We start from the raw sequence: 18836 nt of genomic DNA, 5'->3' as shown, positions 1-18836 counted from the left end.
TTTCGTTATAATATAGAGTGAAGAGATTTTTTAACATTTCTAAGGAGGAACATTTTTTTTATGTCAATCGAAGTAGGCAGCAAGTTACAAGGTAAAGTAACAGGCATAACTAATTTTGGTGCATTTGTAGAGCTCCCTCAAGGTTCAACCGGTCTTGTCCATATCAGTGAAGTGGCTGATAACTATGTCAAAGATATCAATGATCATTTAAAAGTGGGCGATACAGTCGAGGTGAAAGTCATCAATGTGAAAGATGGCAAGATTGGCTTGTCCATAAAAAAAGCGATAGACCGTCCTGAAACTGAGCAAAAACCTGCATACACACCACGTCCGCGCCAAGGAAGAGGGAATGACAGCCGTTCCAAAGACTTCCGCTCGAAAGGTAATAGTTTCCAACCCAAGGAAAACTTTGAGCAAAAAATGGCTAAATTCTTAAAAGATAGTGAAGACCGCTTAACGACCCTTAAACGTAGCACCGAAACGAAACGGGGAGGTCGAGGCGGAAGACGCGGATAAAAACTGCTGCTGAAAAAATAATAGTTTAGCAACTTTTCCTGTGAAATTATTCATAGTGTAGATAAAGGCAAGCTTGCTGGCTTGTCTTCTTTTAATTATAAAACGCTTTACTTATGGTAATAAAACTTTCAACGACAATAAAAAGCGCCTCTGTACACTTATTCGGATAAGTGTACAGAGGCGCTTTCGATGTATATGATGACCCGTACGGGATTCGAACCCGTGTTACCGCCGTGAAAGGGCGGTGTCTTAACCGCTTGACCAACGGGCCGTGATTTTAATAAAAAAGGATAGCGGCAGAGGGGATCGAACCCCCGACCTCACGGGTATGAACCGTACGCTCTAGCCAGCTGAGCTACGCCGCCATAATGGTAAGTGCTACTGAAGCACAAGTTATATCTTACATTCGTGAAGAAAAAATGTCAACAAAAAAATAAAGTTTGTCGGTTTCCATTTCCTTATTTTTTATTCATGTTATTTTCCGCAAAAATAACCTAAAAACTTTGCTTTTCTTCAAAAAAAAAAGAACGCCTGTTTCTGTATTGAAATAAAAGGTATAAAAACCTGTATACAAATGATTGTTCAAGAAGAATTTCGTCGAACGTTTTTCTTATCTGCTTATAAAATTCTGACAAAAAAATAAACAAGCTCTCTTTATAATAAAAATCACTAATACGAATGGGGTGTTGAAATGGAAAAAGTGGAAAGACCTATGATGGAACCTCTTGGAGACGTTCAGTTAAAAGAAGCGAAGGCAGGGGCCATCAACTGGATCCAACAACTGCAAATGAAGACGGAAGATATATTCATAAAGAAAGGTATCTCTTTAGCCATTATCGGTTTTTTATTAGGACGGGCATTAATTCTTTCTCAGTTGGCACCATTTGGACTTCCGTTTTTCGCAGCAGTTTTTCTCATGAGGCGTGACAGGGCTCCACTAGCTTTATTCGGATTGATTGCAGGTGGGCTCACCGTTCACTATTCCAATAGTTTGGTTATCTTTTCATCGGCGTTCCTGCTTCTGTTATTTCATAAGATCAAGAAGCCCGCCGTTGAAGGACAATTCAAAACGATGTCAATGTACGTCTTTGCTTCACTATTCCTGGTCAACCTGGCCGAGCAATATCTGGTATTTCGAACGATTCAGCTGTACGACTTAATGATGATAGGAGTAGAGGCGGGACTCGCCATGATTTTAACCTTAATCTTCATACAGTCCATCCCGCTGCTAACCATACGGACAAAATCCCAATCATTAAAGACGGAGGAAATCGTCAGCCTCATTATCTTACTGGCTTCGGTGATGACTGGAACCATAGGCTGGATGATATACGATTTGTCACTCGACCATATATTCTCACGATACCTGGTCCTCCTCTTTGGGCTGGCGGGAGGGGCCGCCATAGGCTCCACTGTAGGTGTAGTTACTGGATTGATATTCAGCTTGGCAAGTATTGCAAGTCTTTATCAAATGAGCCTTCTCGCTTTTTCTGGACTTCTGGGCGGGTTGTTGAAGGAGGGAAGGAAGATAGGGGTCGCCGTAGGCCTCTTAATTGCTACGTTACTGATAGGTTTATATGGTGAGGGCACCAATAATATTATGGTGACCCTTTATGAATCACTTGTAGCTGTGGCTTTATTTATATTAACACCGTCATCCATAATCAATAAAATAGCGAAACACATACCGGGAACCGTCGAGAGTTCTGATGAACAGCAGCAGTATGCCCGGAAAGTGAGGGATGTTACGGCTCAAAGGGTGGAGCAATTCTCACATGTATTTGAGGCGCTTTCAAATAGCTTTTCCCAAGTGGATGAAAGGGGGAGATTGGAGGAAGATGAGAAAGAATTCGATTACTTCTTGAGTAATGTAACGGAAAAGACGTGCCAGCTCTGTTTTAAAAAGGAACAATGCTGGTCCAAGAACTTCAATACAACCTATGACGGTATGCAGGAAATTATGATTCAATTAAGTGAAAATGGTGGACAGCTCCCACAAAAGACTTCGAAAGAATGGGGGAAATATTGCAGCCGCGGACCACAGGTCATTGGGGCGATATCACAGGAACTTACTTATTTTGAAGCAAACCAAAAGTTAAAAAGGCAGGTGAAAGAAAGCCGGAAACTAGTGGCAGACCAGCTGAGGGGCGTTTCTGCAGTAATGGATGATTTTGCGAAAGAAATACAAAGGGAAAGGAAAAATCATCATGTACATGAAGAATCCATCATGGAAGCCATCCAGGATTTTGGCCTCCATATAGGCTATGTGGAAATATACAGTCTAGAACAAGGAAGTGTCGATATAGAAATGAGTGTCCCATACTGCCAGGGCAGAGGGGAATGTGAAAAGTTGATAGCCCCTATGCTTTCGGACATTTTAGGGGAAACGATAGTCGTTCATTCAGAAGAGTGTGCAACGTATCCAAACGGGCAATGTGAGGTGATATTTAGGTCAGCAAAAAAATTCACGGTCGAAACGGGTGTGGCTCATGCTGCCAAGGGGGGAGGGCTTGTTTCAGGAGATAGTTATACGACCATGGAAATTGGTTGCGGTAAATTCGCAATAGCCATTAGTGATGGTATGGGAAATGGGGAAAGGGCCCATTTTGAAAGTACAGAGACATTAAAGCTGCTTCAAAAATTTTTACAATCGGGAATAGAAGAAAAAATAGCCATTAAATCCGTAAACTCCGTATTATCTCTACGCACTACCGATGAAATATTTTCAACTCTTGATTTGGCAATGATTGATCTTCAGGACGCAAGGGCTAAGTTTTTAAAAATCTGTTCGATACCGAGTTTCATTAAAAGGGGGGATAGGATAATAAAAATTGAATCGAGTAACCTGCCTATGGGAATCATCCAGGATTTCGATGTTGATGTTGTATCAGAAGAGCTGAAGGCAGGGGATATATTAATCATGATGAGCGATGGAGTGTTCGATGGTCCCTCCCATGTCGAAAATATCGAGTTCTGGCTTAAACGAAAGATCAAGGAAATGGAGACAGAAGATCCGCAGGAAATTTCGGATTTAATATTGGAAGAGGTCATCCGAACAAAAGGGATCATAGATGATGATATGACAGTGGTTACATCGAAAATTAAGCATAACACACCGAAATGGGCTTCCATTCCCGTTTCTCCAAAACGTAAAAAGGCCCAGTAGGGGCCGTTCATATATATAAAATAAATAAAACCAAAATGAGGTGGAAAAATGGAAGACGGTTGAAAGGTAGAGGGTTGAACTCTTTTCAATCACTTCCCTCCATGATGTGATTTGATGCGATGTCTTCTGCGTATAATTTCCCCCTTTTTAGTCAATTATGGTAACAAATTGATAGGAAGGGAGAGCAAAACATGAAAGCAGGAACATTAAGACAGATTTTGCTTATAACCGACGGATGTTCAAATCATGGTGAAGAACCGTCTGCCATGGCTGAATTAGCAAGGGAGCAAGGCATAACCATCAATGTCATAGGTGTCATGGAAAATGATGTGATAGATGAAAAGGGGCTTAAGGAAATTGAGAAGATTGCTGGTTCTGGGGGTGGCGTAAGTCAAATAGTCTATTCTCAGCAGTTGTCCCAAACCGTCCAAATGGTGACCCAAAAGGCAATGACTCAAACTATACAGGGAGTTATCAATCGTGAACTTCAACAAATATTGGGAGATTCAAAAACGATGGAGGATCTTCCGCCTGATAAACGTGGAGAGGTAATGGAGGTGGTCGATGAGCTTGGGGAAACAAGCAAGCTCGAAGTACTGATTCTTGTTGATACAAGTGCAAGCATGAAACATAAACTGCCTACAGTAAAAGATTCCTTATTAGATCTCTCCCTTAGTATGAATGCAAGAATGGGTGACAGCCGTTTTTCCGTATTCGTATTTCCTGGGAAAAGAAATGATGTGGAAAAGTTGCTGGATTGGACGCCGAACCTTGAAGCCTTGACGGCAACTTTTCCTAAGCTTAGTACAGGGGGACTTACTCCGACAGGTCCAGCCATTCGTGAAGCTTTGACATATTTCAATAAAAAACGTTCATTGAGGGGATTGTTATCACATGATGATGAACAATACTTTGAGGAATCAATGTAACCTCCTCCCTGGCGGTTTGGTCACTGGAAAATGGAATAAAAACGAGTACAGAATAATTAAGGAATTGGGGTGTGGAGCGAACGGGATCGTCTATTTGGTTGAAAGTGAAAATCGTCATTATGCTTTAAAACTCAGTGATAATGGGACGTCCATTATTTCGGAGATGAATATCCTAAAATCCTTCTCAAAGGTCCAGGGGTCTACCCTTGGACCTTCCTTTTTGGAAGCGGATGATTTCATCAAAACAGGAAAGCAGCTCCCGTTTTATGTCATGGAATATATCCATGGACACGATTTTTTGCGTTTCATTGAAAAGAAAGGGCCATCGTGGATCGGGGTTTTAATGCTTCAGCTTTTAACCAGTTTATCTGCCCTTCATACAAATGGCTGGGTGTTCGGGGATTTAAAACCTGAGAATTTGATAGTGACTTCACCAGCATACAAAGTGCGGTGCGTCGATGTAGGCGGAACCACCTTAATTGGCCGATCTGTTAAAGAATTCACCGAGTTCTTCGACAGAGGTTACTGGGGACTTGGATCAAGAAAGGCTGATCCGCAGTATGACTTGTTCGCTGTGGCGATGATTATCATCAATTCTTCCTACCCTAAACGTTTCCACAAGAACGGGGAGGGGTATAGACAGCTTAACGACATGATTAAACAGAAAAAGGAATTGCACCCATATAGAAAGATGTTGGATAAAGCACTCCGTGGGCAGTATGATTCAGCCCTCCAAATGCGTGAGGATTTAGTCACTGTGTTAAGTAAGCAAAATCATTTGAAGACAAAGGGCCCGAGCCAGGCAGCGACGAGGCAGCCTTCAACAAAGCAACCTGCAACAAGGCAGGCCAGAAGGTCCCAAAACCATTCCAACAATAAGAGGGGGGGGGTTTTTGAAACCTTTTTACTGGTTGCCATAATATCAATGCTCTATGTTCTTTACATATATGAACAGTTGTTATGATATAGTTAATGGATGGATGCATGGAATAATTGAAACCATTTCATGTTAGAATCGTATAAACTAATACCTGTTCATAAAGAAGGAAGATTGTATGTTAAAGGATAAAGTTCTGAATACCATTTATAGAAACGAATTGATTCAGGAAAACTCGAAGTTGCTCATAGGGGTTTCAGGGGGACCGGACTCGTTGGTGCTTCTCCATATCCTTAAGGAAATTCAATCTCTTTTTCATTACGAGATGATCGTTGCAAGTGTTGACCATATGTTTCGTGGTGAGGAATCATATGAAGATTATAAATATGTCGAGCATATATGTGAACAGTGGGGCATCGCATTTGAAGGAAAAAGGATTGATGTTCCTGCCCGGATGGAACAGACGGGGGAAAGTTCACAAATAACGTCAAGAAAGGCACGTTTTGCTTTCTATGAAGAAATGATGGATAAGCATCAAGCCTCCACTCTTGTCCTGGGACATCATGGAGATGATCAAATCGAAACGATGCTCATGCGTTTAACAAGAGGGGCGACAGGTAAGGCAAGAGCAGGTATTCCTATAAAGAGACGTTTTCACACGGGTCATTTAATCAGGCCATTTCTTGAAATCACGAAAGGCCAAATTATCGAATATGCGGGTCATCATAATATTGAACCAAGGTTTGATCCGAGCAATGATAAAGATGACTATGTAAGAAATCGCTTTAGACATGAAGTTCTTCCATTTTTAAAGAAAGAAAATAGAAAGGTTCATGAGCATTTTCAACGATTCAGTGAAGAACTTTATGAAGATGAAGAGTTTTTTCAGAACCTGGTTTCAAGCAAAATGACCGAGGTTTGGATCCATCAGGATAAGGATCAAGCGGTTATTCAGATTGATAAGGTTCTCGCGATGCCTAAACCTTTACAAAGAAGAGCGATTCAACTAATATTAAACTATCTTTATTTGGAGAGACCTTCATCGCTTTCGGCATTACATATTGATCAACTTTTAGTTTTGTTTTTAAATCCTCAACCATCTGCAGAATTGCATCTTCCGGAGGGCCTTATTGCTGAAAAATCATATCAAACTTGCACTTTTAGATTTTTTCGGCAAAAAAGCCATAAATATTCCCTTAAATTACAAATTCCCGGTGAGACTATTCTTCCGAATGGATACAAGATTAAAGCGCACTATATAAAAGAAGAAATTCCCGTCCTTAAAGGAAATCATTCTTTTATACTTCCCGAATCAGCTGTTCAGTTTCCGCTTACAGTCCGAACAAGGAATGAAGGCGAACGGATGGCAGTCAAGGGATTAGGTGGAACTAAAAAGTTGAAGGAGATTTTTATTAATGAGAAGATCCCGATGCTAGAAAGAAATGTGTGGCCGGTCATCATCGATCAAGCTGGAACGGCCATTTGGCTTCCTGGTTTAAAGAAATCGAATGTTGAGCCGGATATAATTTCTGATGAAAAATCTTTAATCTACTTAGAATATAAAAAAGCTTAATTCTTCATGGGGGGCAATTAATTACTATGACCATGCAAAACGACATTGAAAAAGTGTTAATAACTGAGGAAGAACTACAAAAAAAAATCAGGGAATTGGGTGCGCAGCTTGAAGCTGATTACCAAGGTAAGTTCCCGCTGGCTATCGGAGTGCTGAAAGGCGCCATGCCATTTATGTCAGATTTACTGAAACGCGTGGATACACATCTTGAAATGGACTTTATGGATGTTTCAAGCTATGGTAGCTCTACTGTATCTTCCGGTGAAGTGAAAATCATCAAAGATCTTAATACATCGGTTGAAGGCCGGGATATTTTAATCATCGAAGATATTATCGACAGCGGTTTAACCCTTAGCTATCTTGCGGAACTTTTCCGGTATAGAAAAGCAAAATCAATTAAGATCGTTACCCTATTGGATAAACCAACAGGCAGGAAAGCTGATATCACTCCTGACTATGCCGGATTTATCGTTCCAGATGCATTTGTTGTCGGATATGGTCTTGATTTTGCAGAAAAGTATCGTAATCTCCCGTATATTGGCATATTGAAGCCAGAAATTTACTCGAATTAATCGTACCTGTTCGAAAGAGAAGACCAGATAAAAACAGCGGTGTTAAATTATTGTAATTCATTAATTTTGTATGATAGTATTTACTATAGTTTGTTTACCCGTGGGAGGAGGTAAGGGATGAATCGGATCTTCCGTAATACCATATTTTATTTACTGATCTTTTTGGTCATCATTGGGATTGTAAGCATCTTTAATAATAACAATGAACCAACAGAGAAAATGACCCAAGATGAATTCTATAAGCATTTGGAGAGTGGGGACGTTACAGCACTAACGATGCAGCCCGAAAGCAGTGTATTTGAAATCACAGGGAAGCTCAAAGGTTATGAGGAAAACAAATACTTTGTGACGTACGTACCTTTCAGTGAATATTCGCAGAGTCGAATTAATGATGCCGTAACTAAGTTGGGTAAAGACATCATTAATGTTGAACCTCCAGAAAAGACAAGTGGCTGGGTGACATTTTTCACTTCCATTATTCCATTTGTAATCATTTTTATCCTATTCTTCTTTTTACTTAACCAAGCTCAAGGCGGCGGTGGTGGCCGTGTCATGAATTTCGGGAAAAGTAAGGCGAAATTGTATAATGATGATAAGAAAAAAGTACGCTTCAATGATGTTGCCGGAGCGGACGAAGAAAAGCAGGAACTTGTCGAGGTCGTTGAATTCTTAAAAGATCCTCGCAAATTTGCCGAGCTTGGAGCCCGTATTCCTAAAGGAGTACTTTTAGTCGGGCCTCCTGGTACAGGTAAAACTTTACTTGCACGGGCAGTAGCTGGTGAAGCCGGTACTCCTTTCTTCTCAATCAGTGGTTCTGATTTTGTTGAAATGTTTGTAGGTGTCGGTGCATCCCGTGTTCGTGATTTGTTTGAAAATGCTAAGAAGAATGCACCATGTATCATCTTTATCGATGAAATTGATGCAGTCGGTCGTCAACGTGGCGCAGGTCTAGGTGGCGGTCACGATGAACGTGAACAAACCCTGAACCAACTACTTGTAGAAATGGATGGTTTCGGTGGGAATGAAGGAATCATTATCATCGCTGCGACTAACCGTGCTGATGTATTGGATCCGGCATTATTGCGTCCGGGACGTTTTGACCGTCAAATTACGGTAGGCCGCCCAGATGTTAAAGGCCGTGAAGAAGTACTGAAAGTGCATGCACGTAATAAACCTTTAGCTGAAACGGTTGATTTGAAAGCAATCGCTCAGCGTACACCAGGATTTTCTGGTGCAGATCTTGAAAACTTACTGAATGAAGCGGCGCTTGTAGCTGCCCGTCAAGATAAGAAGAAGATCGACATGTCCGATTTGGATGAAGCTTCGGATCGCGTTATTGCGGGACCTGCTAAGAAGAATCGTGTCATTTCCAAAAAGGAACGGAATATTGTAGCATGGCATGAAGCGGGCCATACCATTATTGGATTGGTTCTTGATGATGCCGAAGTCGTTCATAAAGTTACGATTGTCCCTCGTGGTCAAGCTGGCGGTTATGCAGTTATGCTGCCGAAAGAAGATCGTTTCTTCATGACGGAGCCTGAACTGAAAGATAAAATCGTAGGACTTTTGGGTGGCCGTGTATCCGAAGAAGTTACATTCGGAGAAGTGAGTACCGGAGCGCATAATGACTTCCAGCGTGCAACTGGCATAGCTCGAAGCATGGTTATGGAATATGGTATGAGTAAGCTCGGACCTCTTCAATTCGGTAATTCTCAAGGTCAGGTCTTCCTAGGCCGCGATTTTAACAATGATCAAAATTACTCAGATGCAATAGCATATGAAATTGATCTTGAAATTCAACGTATCATTAGGGAAGCTTACGAAAGATGTAAGAAGATTCTTACTGAAAATCGTGAAAAACTTGATTTGGTTGCAAAAACCTTGCTTGAAGTGGAAACACTTGATGCTGAACAAATCAAAAGTTTATTCCATAACGGTAAGTTGCCAGAACGGGATTATACTGCTCTGAATGGTAATTTAACTACTGATGAGAATGTCAAGGTGAACATCAATACGAAGAAGGAAGAAAAAGAGGCCCTATTAGATCCATTGGATAAGAGAGGACCTGAGGACCTTGAAATAACGGAGGAAGGATTGAATACTCCTCCAATCAAAGAAGGCACACCTCAAGATCAGCCGCCTTCCTTCCCGAACGAAGATGACAATAAAAAGTCTTAAGTGACTATAAGAAAAGGGTATTTCCGCCTCGGAAATACCCTTTTCTAACTCTTAAAATGACTTTGGGAACGTAAGAAAAAGATGCTGGAATTTTTTTACCTACGAAAAGTGCGACTAATAGCGTGGGAAATAACAGTGTGGTATGATGTTGGAGAATAATTTACCGGAGTGATGAAACGATGATTTTTGTATTGGATGTTGGGAATACGAATACTGTATTAGGCGTATACGATGAAGATATTTTAAAATATCATTGGCGAATTGAGACTAGCCGTCATAAAACAGAAGATGAGTATGGAATGGTCATAAAGTCTTTACTGCAACATGAGGGTCTTTCGTTTGATCAATTTGATGGAATCATTATTTCTTCGGTAGTTCCGCCGATTATGTTTGCGCTTGAACGTATGTGTAAAAAATACTTTGGAATTAAGCCGCTTATAGTGGGACCTGGAATAAAAACTGGATTGAATATTAAATACGAAAATCCCCGTGAGGTGGGAGCGGACCGGATCGTTAATGCTGTTGCGGGCATACAGGAATATGGAAGCCCTCTCATTATCGTGGATTTTGGCACGGCAACGACATATTGCTACATAAATGAGGATAAACAATATATGGGCGGAGCCATTGCTCCGGGCATAAATATTTCTACAGAAGCACTTTATTCAAAAGCTGCCAAACTTCCAAGGATAGAAATCAGCCGACCTGAAGGAATCATTGGCAAAAATACGGTATCCGCCATGCAGGCTGGTATTTTGTTTGGGTATGTTGGACAGGTTGAAGGAATCGTTAATCGAATAAAGGCGCAAAGTAATCTAGAGCCAACGGTAATAGCGACAGGCGGGCTGGCTACTTTAATTGCTAATGAGTCTACTGTGATTGACGTTGTTGAGCCATTTTTAACATTAAAGGGATTGCAGCTGATTTATAAACGTAATCGTGAACAAGTGAAGAAGTAATTATACAGCATGGAAGGAGCATAACAAATGAAGGATTATCTAATAAAGGCGTTAGGCTATGAAGGACAGGTTCGGGCATATGCTGTTTCAACAACTGATACCGTAGGAGAAGCACAGCGGCGTCATTATACATGGCCTACTGCTTCCGCTGCCCTTGGGCGTGCAATGACGGCAGGTGTGATGATGGGCGGAATGTTAAAAGGTGAAGAAAAACTGACGATTAAAATCGAGGGCGGTGGCCCGATTGGGTCCATCCTGGTCGACAGCAATGCGAAGGGAGAAGTCCGCGGATATGTGACTCACCCGCAAACCCATTTTGATTTGAATGAACAAGGAAAGCTGGATGTCAGGAAAGCGGTGGGGACAGATGGACTGTTGACTGTAGTGAAAGATATTGGTCTCCGTGATCACTTTTCAGGGCAAGTACCGCTTGTGTCGGGGGAATTAGGTGAAGATTTCACTTATTACTTCGCTACTTCCGAACAGGTTCCTTCTTCTGTGGGAGTGGGGGTCCTGGTGAATCCGGATAATTCGATACTTGCAGCAGGTGGATTTATCATCCAATTGATGCCAGGTACATCCGATGATACGATTACCAAAATCGAGAGTCGTCTAAGCACAATAGCTCCTGTCTCTAAGATGATTCAGAAAGGCCTGACCCCTGAAGAAATCCTAACCGAGATTTTGGGTGAGGGCAATGTGAATATTTTAGAGAAAATGGATGTCGCGTTTTCCTGTCAATGTTCAAGAGAAAGAATTGCCAATGCATTGATTAGCCTTGGACAAGATGAGATCCGGGATATTATTGAGACAGATGGACAAGCGGAGGCACAATGCCATTTTTGTAATCAGACTTACCAATTCTCGAAGGAAGACCTCGAGGAACTAGAAGCAGAAACCAAAAAATAATTTACGGGGGATAAGGGTTTTGCCTAAACAAAAGCTTCGGGCGATTATTGCCGGCCTTGCATTGTTGAACCTTTTGACGATCATAATCTTTGTCATAAAACCGTTGATCATTTCAAAATCCGTCATTGGGCCAGAAACGGCCGCAAAGGTTGGTTCCAAGGATATTTCCCGGGAAGCATGGATTAATGAACTCGAAAAAAGGTATGGGGAAGATGTACTTGAGGAAATGGTCGATAAAGAGGTAGTGAAACAGGCAGCGGAAAAATACAAAGTGAAAACTTCGGATGAAGAGCTCGATCGGGAACTTAAAATGATGAAAACGATGTATGGAACTGCCGGTCAGACTCTTAATAAAAGTACGGATCAATTGAGGCAGGAAATTCAGTCTAGTCTACTCCTTGAGAAGCTCCTCACAAAGGACGTTTCGGTTTCCGAAACGGCAATGCACAATTATTATGATAATAATAAGGATATTTACCGAATCCCTACTACTTTCCATATTTCCCATATTACCTTGTCTACAAAAAAGCAGGCGGACCAAATCATACATGAACTGGAGAAAGGTGTCTCCTTTGATGTCTTAGCGATGGAAAAGTCCCTTGATGAATTCACTGCCAATCAGGGAGGCGACATGGGTTATATATCGCAGGATAATGAGCAAGTCTCCAAGGAATACATTACCGCTGCCGAGAGATTGAAGGCTAAAAAGTGGAGTGATGCAATACAAACGGAAGATGGTTGGGCCGTTATCTATCTGCATGAAAAAATAGAGGGTAAGCAGTATAAATATGAAGAAGTTAAAGATAAGATTCGCCGCCAAATAGCTCTTGAACAGATTCAGGCACCGGTCTCCGGGAAAATTTTCTGGGATGAATTTGATGTAGAATGGTTTTATGGATTGAAAGAACAAAAGTAGGCCAATGGTTTTGTGAGAAAATTTAGAATATAATATATAATCATTGACAATGAACTATTAAAACTGGTAACTTTAATTAATAAAACCAACAAACATACTCGGTATTGAAATGATAAGGAGTGGAGAAAATGGCACGTATAGCTAATTCTGTAATCGATTTAATTGGACAAACACCTATTGTGAAGTTAAACAAGCTTCAAAATGAAAACAGTGCAGATATTTATTTGAAACTTGAGTATTTTAACCCAGGCAGTAGTGTAAAAGACCGTATCGCCCTTGCGATGATCGAAGCGGCAGAAAAAAACGGTAACCTTAAGCCAGGTGATACGATCATTGAACCTACAAGCGGAAATACTGGAATAGGACTAGCGATGGTAGCGGCAGCTAAAGGCTATAAATCAATTCTGGTCATGCCGGAGACAATGAGCCTGGAACGCCGTAACTTGCTTCGCGCTTATGGGGCAGAGTTAGTTCTTACACCTGGGCCTGAAGGAATGAAGGGCGCAATCGCTAAGGCAACTGAGCTGTCTAAAGAAAAAGGTTACTTTATTCCGCAGCAATTCGAGAATGAAGCCAACCCTGAAGTTCATCGTAACACTACTGGCCCTGAAATCGTTGAAGCCTTTGGGGATGAAGGTCTAGATGCATTCGTTGCCGGAATCGGTACTGGCGGAACCATTACTGGTGCTGGTGAAGTTCTGCGTGAAAAATATCCTGACATTAAAATTTACGCTGTTGAGCCTGCGGATTCTCCTGTATTATCAGGTGGGACCCCAGGACCCCATAAAATCCAAGGAATCGGTGCAGGCTTCGTCCCAAGTATTTTAAATACCGATCTCTATGACGAAATCATTCAAGTCAATACAGAGGAATCATTCGATTACGCCCGTAGAGCAGCAAAAGAGGAAGGAATCCTTGGCGGAATTTCTTCTGGAGGCGCAATTGCGGCGGCTATTAAAGTGGCTGAAAAACTGGGAAAAGGCAAAAAGGTCCTTGCTATCATACCAAGTAATGGTGAACGTTACTTGAGTACACCGTTATATAACTTTGAGTGAGACCAGATACTAAATGAGAAGCAAAGTTCCTTATGGGCTTTGCTTTTCTTTTTGTAGAAAAGTCTGCGAAGTGTTTCTAATCTCCATGGAGGGTTGCGCTATACCTATGTAAATGGGTAAACTCGTATATATAGATTTCTTTAGGCGAAGGAGAACGTTGGATGTCATTAGCTGAAGTATCAAAAATAACATGCGGTTCATTTGATTTGGATTATAGCAAGAAAACCTTAATTATGGGGATTTTGAATGTTACGCCGGACTCCTTTTCGGATGGCGGGAAATATAATCGGGTAGATGCTGCTTTGAAGCATGCCGAACAGATGGTCAACGACGGAGCGGATATTTTGGACGTAGGCGGAGAGTCCACCCGTCCTAACTATGAGAGGATATCGGATGAGGAGGAGATTGAGAGAGTAGCCCCGATTATTGAGGCCATTACCCGTAATATTGAGATACCAATATCGGTAGATACGTATAAATCAAGAGTTGCGGAAGAGGCAGTAAAAGCAGGAGCCCATATATTAAATGATATTTGGGGGGGGAAAGCCGATTCCTTGATGGCGAAGGTTGCGGCGGAGTATAAGGTGCCGATTATCTTGATGCATAACAGGGATAATATGGGTTATGGACATTTTGTTCGGGATGTACTTCAAGATTTATTCGAAAGCATCATGTTGGTAAAGGATGCGGGAGTCAAGGATGAAAACATCATTCTTGATCCAGGCATTGGATTTGCGAAAGATTTAAAGTTTAATTTGGAAATGATGAGGAATCTTGATAAGCTGGTATCATTAGGTTATCCTGTGCTTCTTGCGACATCGAGAAAGTCCATGATTGGACATGTTCTGGATCTGCCGCCTAGTGAGCGGATGGAAGGGACAGCCGCCACAATCTGCCATGGCATTCAACAAGGCTGCCAAATGGTTCGTGTACATGATGTGAAGGAAATGGCACGGACTGCAAAGATGATGGATGCTCTATTAGGAAAAGGTGAATGAAATGGATAAGATATATGTGAATAAAATGGAGTTTTACGGTTATCATGGAGTTTTTCCGGAAGAAACGAAGCTTGGTCAGCGGTTTAAAGTGGATTTAATCGTCCAGACTGATTTAGCCAAGGCTGGAAAGAGTGACAACCTTGAGGACTCAATTAACTATGGCGAGTTATATGAAGTGTGTAAAAGTGTTGTTGAGGGAGAACCTTTTAAGTTAGTAGAAGCTGTTGCAGAAAAAATTGCCTCTGAACTACTTAATGAATATTCTTCCATTGAGACATGCACCGTGAAGGTATATAAACCAGATCCTCCTATAGCAGGTCACTATGATTCGGTTGCTATAGAGATTGTAAGGGGACGCTGATTGTGGTAAATATTGCTTACCTTTCTATAGGATCGAACTTAGGGGACCGACTTGGTACTTTCCGAATGGCTTTCCAATTATTGTCTGAGAATCCGCATATCAAGTTGGTGGCCTGCTCTTCTTTATATGAAACAGACCCGATAGGATATGAAGACCAGGACTGTTTTTTAAATGCTGTCGTTAAAGTGAAAACCGATTTGGCACCCGAAAAGTTACTTCACGCTTGTATGAAAATTGAACAAGATTTAGGGAGAAAAAGGGAAATCAGGTGGGGTCCCCGTACTTTAGACCTTGACATTTTGTTATATAATCATGAAAATATTGAGACAAAGATTCTTTCAATCCCGCACCCTCGTATGCACGAGAGGGCTTTTGTTATCGTGCCTTTAATGGAAGTGGACCCTGATATTAGGCTTCCGCAAATGCATGCACCTTTGAGCGACTTGCTTGAACAGATTCCGGATAAAGAAGGAGTTCGATTATGGAAGGTGAAAAATGGGGAAGGCGTATTCGCGCTTTTCGAAAGTTAAAGGGTTATACACAGGAAGGTTTTGCGAAAGAAATAGGCGTTTCCGTTTCCTTGTTGGGGGAAGTTGAAAGAGGGAACCGAAACCCTTCAGAGGCATTTTTAATGGAAGTGGCGGATATCCTTCATGTGTCCATTGAGGAACTTCAACCACCTGAGGATAAATGAAAGAATGTTATAGGAGGTCACACGTGCTAAAAATAGGCGATATAGCAATGAAGAATCCGGTAGTGCTAGCACCGATGGCGGGAGTCTGTAACTCGGCATTCCGCTTGACGGTCAAGGAGTTTGGTGCTGGCCTGGTTTGTGCGGAGATGGTCAGCGACAAGGGAATCGTTCTTCAAAATGCCAAAACGATGAATATGCTTTATATAGATGAAAGAGAAAAACCGTTAAGTTTGCAAATATTTGGCAGTGAAAAGAAATCTTTGGTCGAAGCTGCTCAATTTGTAGATAAGAATACAAATGCCGACATCATTGATATCAACATGGGCTGCCCTGTCCCGAAAATCACGAAATGTGATGCAGGGGCGAAATGGCTTCTCGACCCGAATAAAATTTATGAGATGGTCGCCTCGGTTGTTGATGCTGTCGAAAAGCCTGTAACCGTGAAAATGCGCATTGGCTGGGATGAAGAGCATGTGTTTGCGATTGAAAATGCTCAGGCAGTTGAACGCGCGGGTGGTAAAGCCGTTTCCATGCATGGGAGAACCCGGGTTCAAATGTATGAAGGAAAAGCTAATTGGGACATCATTCGTGAAGTAAAGAAATCGCTCAATATTCCCCTTATCGGGAATGGAGATGTGGAAACGCCACAGGATGCTGAACGTATGTTGAAGGAAACCGGAGTCGACGGTGTCATGATCGGCCGTGCAGCTCTAGGTAACCCGTGGATGATTTACCGGACGGTGAAGTATTTGGAGACCGGTCAATTAATGGATGAACCTACAGTTCGTGAAAAGATGGATGTTTGCGTACTTCACATGGATCGCCTGATTGCACTGAAAAACGAAAACGTCGCTGTCCGTGAAATGCGTAAGCATGCTTCTTGGTACCTAAAAGGTGTTAAAGGGAATGCCAAGGCACGTAAAGGGATTAACGATTGTGAAACAAGGGAAGATGTCGTGAGCCTTCTTTATGGGATGGTCGATGATATTGAAGCGAAGGAAATGAACATTCAAATGGTCTGATGTTGACTTCGCCTTCCTATTTTCCTATAATACGCATATCTTAAACTGCCATTAAACCTGGCAGTTTTTATATATACATAAAGAAGTTTTTAAGATAAAAAGCTGTTGAATTCCTGTACTTTATGTAAGAATAAATACGTATGCAAAAGAATTTCTGATAAATTATATAAAGCTTTTATTAATAAAGATGGAGATGATTTTCGTGAGTCATGAAGAATTGAATGACCAACTGCAAGTGAGACGCGATAAAATGCAGGCCATGATTGATAATGGACAAGACCCATTTGGAAGCAGATTCGAGCGCACACATAACACTCAAGAGATAGTTAGTGCTTATGGGGAATTAGAAAAAGAAGATCTTGAAGAAAAAGAAATTGAAGTTACGATCGCTGGCCGGGTAATGACTAAGCGTGGAAAAGGGAAAGCGGGATTTGCCCATATTCAGGATATAAGCGGTCAAATCCAAATCTACGTCCGTTTAGATAAAATAGGTGAAGATGCTTACCAAATTTTCAACCAAACGGATCTGGGTGATATCGTAGGGGTCACTGGTGTAATTTTCAAAACGAAAGTCGGGGAACTTTCCATTAAAGCTAAAGAATATGTGTTCCTTGCTAAAGCGCTTCGCCCATTACCTGATAAATTTCATGGTTTAAAGGATGTTGAAGAGCGTTATCGGAAACGTTACGTTGATTTAATTACAAATGAGGAAAGTAAAAACACGTTGATCATGCGCAGTCGTATTGTACAGGCCATGAGACGATATCTTGATGATCATGGATACCTTGAAGTAGAGACGCCTCTATTACACTCTGTTGCTGGTGGAGCTGCTGCACGCCCTTTCCTTACTCATCATAATGCATTGGATATGTCTTTGAATTTAAGGATTGCCATCGAGCTTCATCTAAAACGCTTAATCGTTGGCGGATTAGAGAAAGTTTATGAAATAGGCCGGGTTTTCAGGAATGAAGGAGTATCTACAAGACACAATCCGGAATTCACATTGATTGAATTATACGAGGCATATGCGGATTACCAAGATATCATGAGTTTAACGGAAAATCTGATTGCCCATATAGCTCAAGAAGTTCTGGGGACGACTTCCATCCAGTATGGGGAGTATGAAATAGAGTTAAAACCGGAATGGAAACGACTTCACATGGTTGATGCTGTAAAAGAATATACAGGTGTGGACTTCTGGACTGAAATGAGTAAAGAAGAAGCCCAACAGCTTGCTAAAGAAAACGGAATTGAAGTTAAGGAATCCATGGAATTTGGTCATATTGTGAATGAGTTCTTTGAACAGAAGGTTGAAGAAAGGTTAATTCAACCTACATTCATTTATGGACATCCAGTGGAAATCTCTCCGTTAGCAAAGAAAAATCCGGAAGATTCCCGTTTTACCGATCGTTTTGAGTTATTCATTGTGGGTAGGGAGCATGCAAATGCCTTCACTGAACTTAATGACCCTATTGATCAACGTCAACGCTTTGAAGCACAATTAAAAGAGCGAGAGCAAGGTAATGATGAGGCTCACGAAATGGATGAAGATTTCTTGGAGGCTTTAGAATACGGAATGCCGCCAACTGGCGGATTGGGAATTGGTGTTGACCGTTTGGTTATGCTATTGACCAATTCTCCTTCTATACGTGATGTGCTGTTATTCCCGTTAATGAGACATCGCTAATAATATAAGGTAATTAATGATTACAGGGCCGAATTCGGACGGCTGGGATTCTGGAGCGTAGCTCATGATCCCGGTAAGTTCAATTCGGTTTTTGTTTTTTTATTATAATTTCATGTCTTTTAATTGATTGGATTCTAGGGTTGGAAAGAAAAACAACATTATCTCAAAAAAACTTTATAAAAGGTATTGCGCAGTTAACGTAATGGTGTTATATTTATATCTGTCGTTACGAACGAGTTGCAAACGGATTACAAACTTAAAAAAAGTTTTAAAAAGTTGTTGACTCAGAGTGATGAAGATGTTATTATTAATAAGCTGTTCCGAAAGACATTGCTCTTTGAAAACTGAACAAAACAAAGCGCCAACGTTAAATTTTAAGTGAGCACACACTATTAAAAAAGCAAAATGAGCAAGTCAAACATTT

The 18836-nt window shown here is 41.3% G+C and carries 17 protein-coding genes and 2 tRNA genes; 17 read left to right on the top strand and 2 right to left on the bottom strand.

What is annotated here, in order from left to right:
• Nucleotides 1-60 precede the first annotated feature (60 nt).
• Nucleotides 61-516, top strand: coding sequence for a S1 domain-containing RNA-binding protein (locus tag ACQKKK_RS23915; protein WP_427619640.1), 456 nt, complete (start codon nt 61-63; stop codon nt 514-516).
• A gap of 199 nt (nt 517-715) precedes the next feature.
• Here ACQKKK_RS23915 and ACQKKK_RS23910 read toward each other — a convergent pair.
• Together ACQKKK_RS23910 and ACQKKK_RS23905 are read right to left on the bottom strand one after the other, a co-directional pair.
• Nucleotides 716-787 (bottom strand) — tRNA-Glu (locus ACQKKK_RS23910).
• A 20-nt stretch (nt 788-807) separates the two neighbouring features.
• Nucleotides 808-881 (bottom strand) — tRNA-Met (locus tag ACQKKK_RS23905).
• Between the two features lie 326 nt (nt 882-1207).
• On the opposite strand from ACQKKK_RS23905, the gene spoIIE reads away from it, so the two are divergent.
• The 16 genes from spoIIE to lysS all read left to right on the top strand — a co-directional run bounded on the left by spoIIE (nt 1208) and on the right by lysS (nt 18412).
• On the top strand, nt 1208-3682 hold the full coding sequence (gene spoIIE, locus ACQKKK_RS23900) for a stage II sporulation protein E (protein ID WP_427619639.1): 2475 nt from the start codon (nt 1208-1210) through the stop codon (nt 3680-3682).
• Between the two features lie 191 nt (nt 3683-3873).
• Nucleotides 3874-4611 carry a VWA domain-containing protein gene (locus ACQKKK_RS23895; protein WP_377401794.1) on the top strand — a complete coding sequence of 246 codons (738 nt, stop codon included), beginning with the start codon at nt 3874-3876 and terminating at the stop codon, nt 4609-4611.
• Entirely contained in the window at nt 4577-5575 is a 999-nt protein-coding gene (locus ACQKKK_RS23890; RefSeq protein WP_427619638.1) for a protein kinase domain-containing protein, read from the top strand. The genes ACQKKK_RS23895 and ACQKKK_RS23890 overlap by 35 nt, the downstream gene beginning before the upstream one ends.
• 91 nt (nt 5576-5666) lie before the next feature.
• Nucleotides 5667-7061: a tRNA lysidine(34) synthetase TilS gene (gene tilS, locus ACQKKK_RS23885; protein ID WP_427619637.1), complete on the top strand. Its 1395-nt coding sequence runs from the start codon at nt 5667-5669 to the stop codon at nt 7059-7061.
• 32 nt (nt 7062-7093) lie between these two features.
• Nucleotides 7094-7633, top strand: a complete 540-nt coding sequence (gene hpt, locus ACQKKK_RS23880; RefSeq protein WP_061465930.1) for a hypoxanthine phosphoribosyltransferase — start codon at nt 7094-7096, stop codon at nt 7631-7633.
• Between the two features lie 117 nt (nt 7634-7750).
• Complete coding sequence (ftsH, locus tag ACQKKK_RS23875; protein WP_427619636.1) at nt 7751-9811, top strand: ATP-dependent zinc metalloprotease FtsH; 2061 nt, start codon at nt 7751-7753, stop codon at nt 9809-9811.
• Nucleotides 9812-9990: 179 nt separating this feature from the next.
• Complete coding sequence (locus tag ACQKKK_RS23870) at nt 9991-10770, top strand: type III pantothenate kinase (RefSeq protein WP_061440345.1); 780 nt, start codon at nt 9991-9993, stop codon at nt 10768-10770.
• 27 nt (nt 10771-10797) lie between these two features.
• Nucleotides 10798-11679 (top strand): Hsp33 family molecular chaperone HslO, encoded by an 882-nt coding sequence (gene hslO, locus ACQKKK_RS23865; protein WP_427619635.1) that lies wholly within the window; start codon nt 10798-10800, stop codon nt 11677-11679.
• 19 nt (nt 11680-11698) lie between these two features.
• Complete coding sequence (locus ACQKKK_RS23860; protein ID WP_427619634.1) at nt 11699-12595, top strand: peptidyl-prolyl cis-trans isomerase; 897 nt, start codon at nt 11699-11701, stop codon at nt 12593-12595.
• A gap of 128 nt (nt 12596-12723) precedes the next feature.
• Nucleotides 12724-13650 (top strand): cysteine synthase A, encoded by a 927-nt coding sequence (gene cysK / locus ACQKKK_RS23855; RefSeq protein ID WP_061440348.1) that lies wholly within the window; start codon nt 12724-12726, stop codon nt 13648-13650.
• 161 nt (nt 13651-13811) lie between these two features.
• Nucleotides 13812-14648, top strand: a complete 837-nt coding sequence (gene folP / locus ACQKKK_RS23850; protein WP_427619633.1) for a dihydropteroate synthase — start codon at nt 13812-13814, stop codon at nt 14646-14648.
• Nucleotide 14649: 1 nt separating this feature from the next.
• Complete coding sequence (gene folB / locus ACQKKK_RS23845; RefSeq protein ID WP_230301900.1) at nt 14650-15009, top strand: dihydroneopterin aldolase; 360 nt, start codon at nt 14650-14652, stop codon at nt 15007-15009.
• A gap of 2 nt (nt 15010-15011) precedes the next feature.
• Nucleotides 15012-15539 carry a 2-amino-4-hydroxy-6-hydroxymethyldihydropteridine diphosphokinase gene (gene folK / locus ACQKKK_RS23840; protein WP_427619632.1) on the top strand — a complete coding sequence of 176 codons (528 nt, stop codon included), beginning with the start codon at nt 15012-15014 and terminating at the stop codon, nt 15537-15539.
• Entirely contained in the window at nt 15491-15703 is a 213-nt protein-coding gene (locus ACQKKK_RS23835; RefSeq protein WP_285769338.1) for a helix-turn-helix domain-containing protein, read from the top strand. The genes folK and ACQKKK_RS23835 overlap by 49 nt, the downstream gene beginning before the upstream one ends.
• Nucleotides 15704-15726: 23 nt before the next feature.
• Nucleotides 15727-16725, top strand: coding sequence for a tRNA dihydrouridine synthase DusB (gene dusB / locus ACQKKK_RS23830; protein ID WP_427619631.1), 999 nt, complete (start codon nt 15727-15729; stop codon nt 16723-16725).
• A gap of 187 nt (nt 16726-16912) precedes the next feature.
• Nucleotides 16913-18412: a lysine--tRNA ligase gene (lysS, locus tag ACQKKK_RS23825; protein ID WP_427619630.1), complete on the top strand. Its 1500-nt coding sequence runs from the start codon at nt 16913-16915 to the stop codon at nt 18410-18412.
• Nucleotides 18413-18836: the final 424 nt, after the last annotated feature.

Origin of the sequence: Peribacillus sp. NPDC006672, assembly GCF_050274955.1 — a bacterium.
Lineage (GTDB): Bacteria > Bacillota > Bacilli > Bacillales > DSM-1321 > Peribacillus.
This window is presented reverse-complemented; position numbering and strand designations above follow the sequence as displayed.

Coding starts and splice junctions, on each gene's coding strand:
- cysK (WP_061440348.1), top strand. CDS start 12,724: ATGGCACGTATAGCTAATTCTGTAATCGATTTAATTGGACAAACACCT.
- lysS (WP_427619630.1), top strand. CDS start 16,913: ATGGAGATGATTTTCGTGAGTCATGAAGAATTGAATGACCAACTGCAA.
- ACQKKK_RS23870 (WP_061440345.1), top strand. CDS start 9,991: ATGATTTTTGTATTGGATGTTGGGAATACGAATACTGTATTAGGCGTA.
- ACQKKK_RS23835 (WP_285769338.1), top strand. CDS start 15,491: ATGGAAGGTGAAAAATGGGGAAGGCGTATTCGCGCTTTTCGAAAGTTA.
- hslO (WP_427619635.1), top strand. CDS start 10,798: ATGAAGGATTATCTAATAAAGGCGTTAGGCTATGAAGGACAGGTTCGG.
- ACQKKK_RS23895 (WP_377401794.1), top strand. CDS start 3,874: ATGAAAGCAGGAACATTAAGACAGATTTTGCTTATAACCGACGGATGT.
- ACQKKK_RS23915 (WP_427619640.1), top strand. CDS start 61: ATGTCAATCGAAGTAGGCAGCAAGTTACAAGGTAAAGTAACAGGCATA.
- hpt (WP_061465930.1), top strand. CDS start 7,094: ATGCAAAACGACATTGAAAAAGTGTTAATAACTGAGGAAGAACTACAA.
- folP (WP_427619633.1), top strand. CDS start 13,812: ATGTCATTAGCTGAAGTATCAAAAATAACATGCGGTTCATTTGATTTG.
- tilS (WP_427619637.1), top strand. CDS start 5,667: ATGTTAAAGGATAAAGTTCTGAATACCATTTATAGAAACGAATTGATT.
- folB (WP_230301900.1), top strand. CDS start 14,650: ATGGATAAGATATATGTGAATAAAATGGAGTTTTACGGTTATCATGGA.
- ftsH (WP_427619636.1), top strand. CDS start 7,751: ATGAATCGGATCTTCCGTAATACCATATTTTATTTACTGATCTTTTTG.
- spoIIE (WP_427619639.1), top strand. CDS start 1,208: ATGGAAAAAGTGGAAAGACCTATGATGGAACCTCTTGGAGACGTTCAG.
- ACQKKK_RS23890 (WP_427619638.1), top strand. CDS start 4,577: ATGATGATGAACAATACTTTGAGGAATCAATGTAACCTCCTCCCTGGC.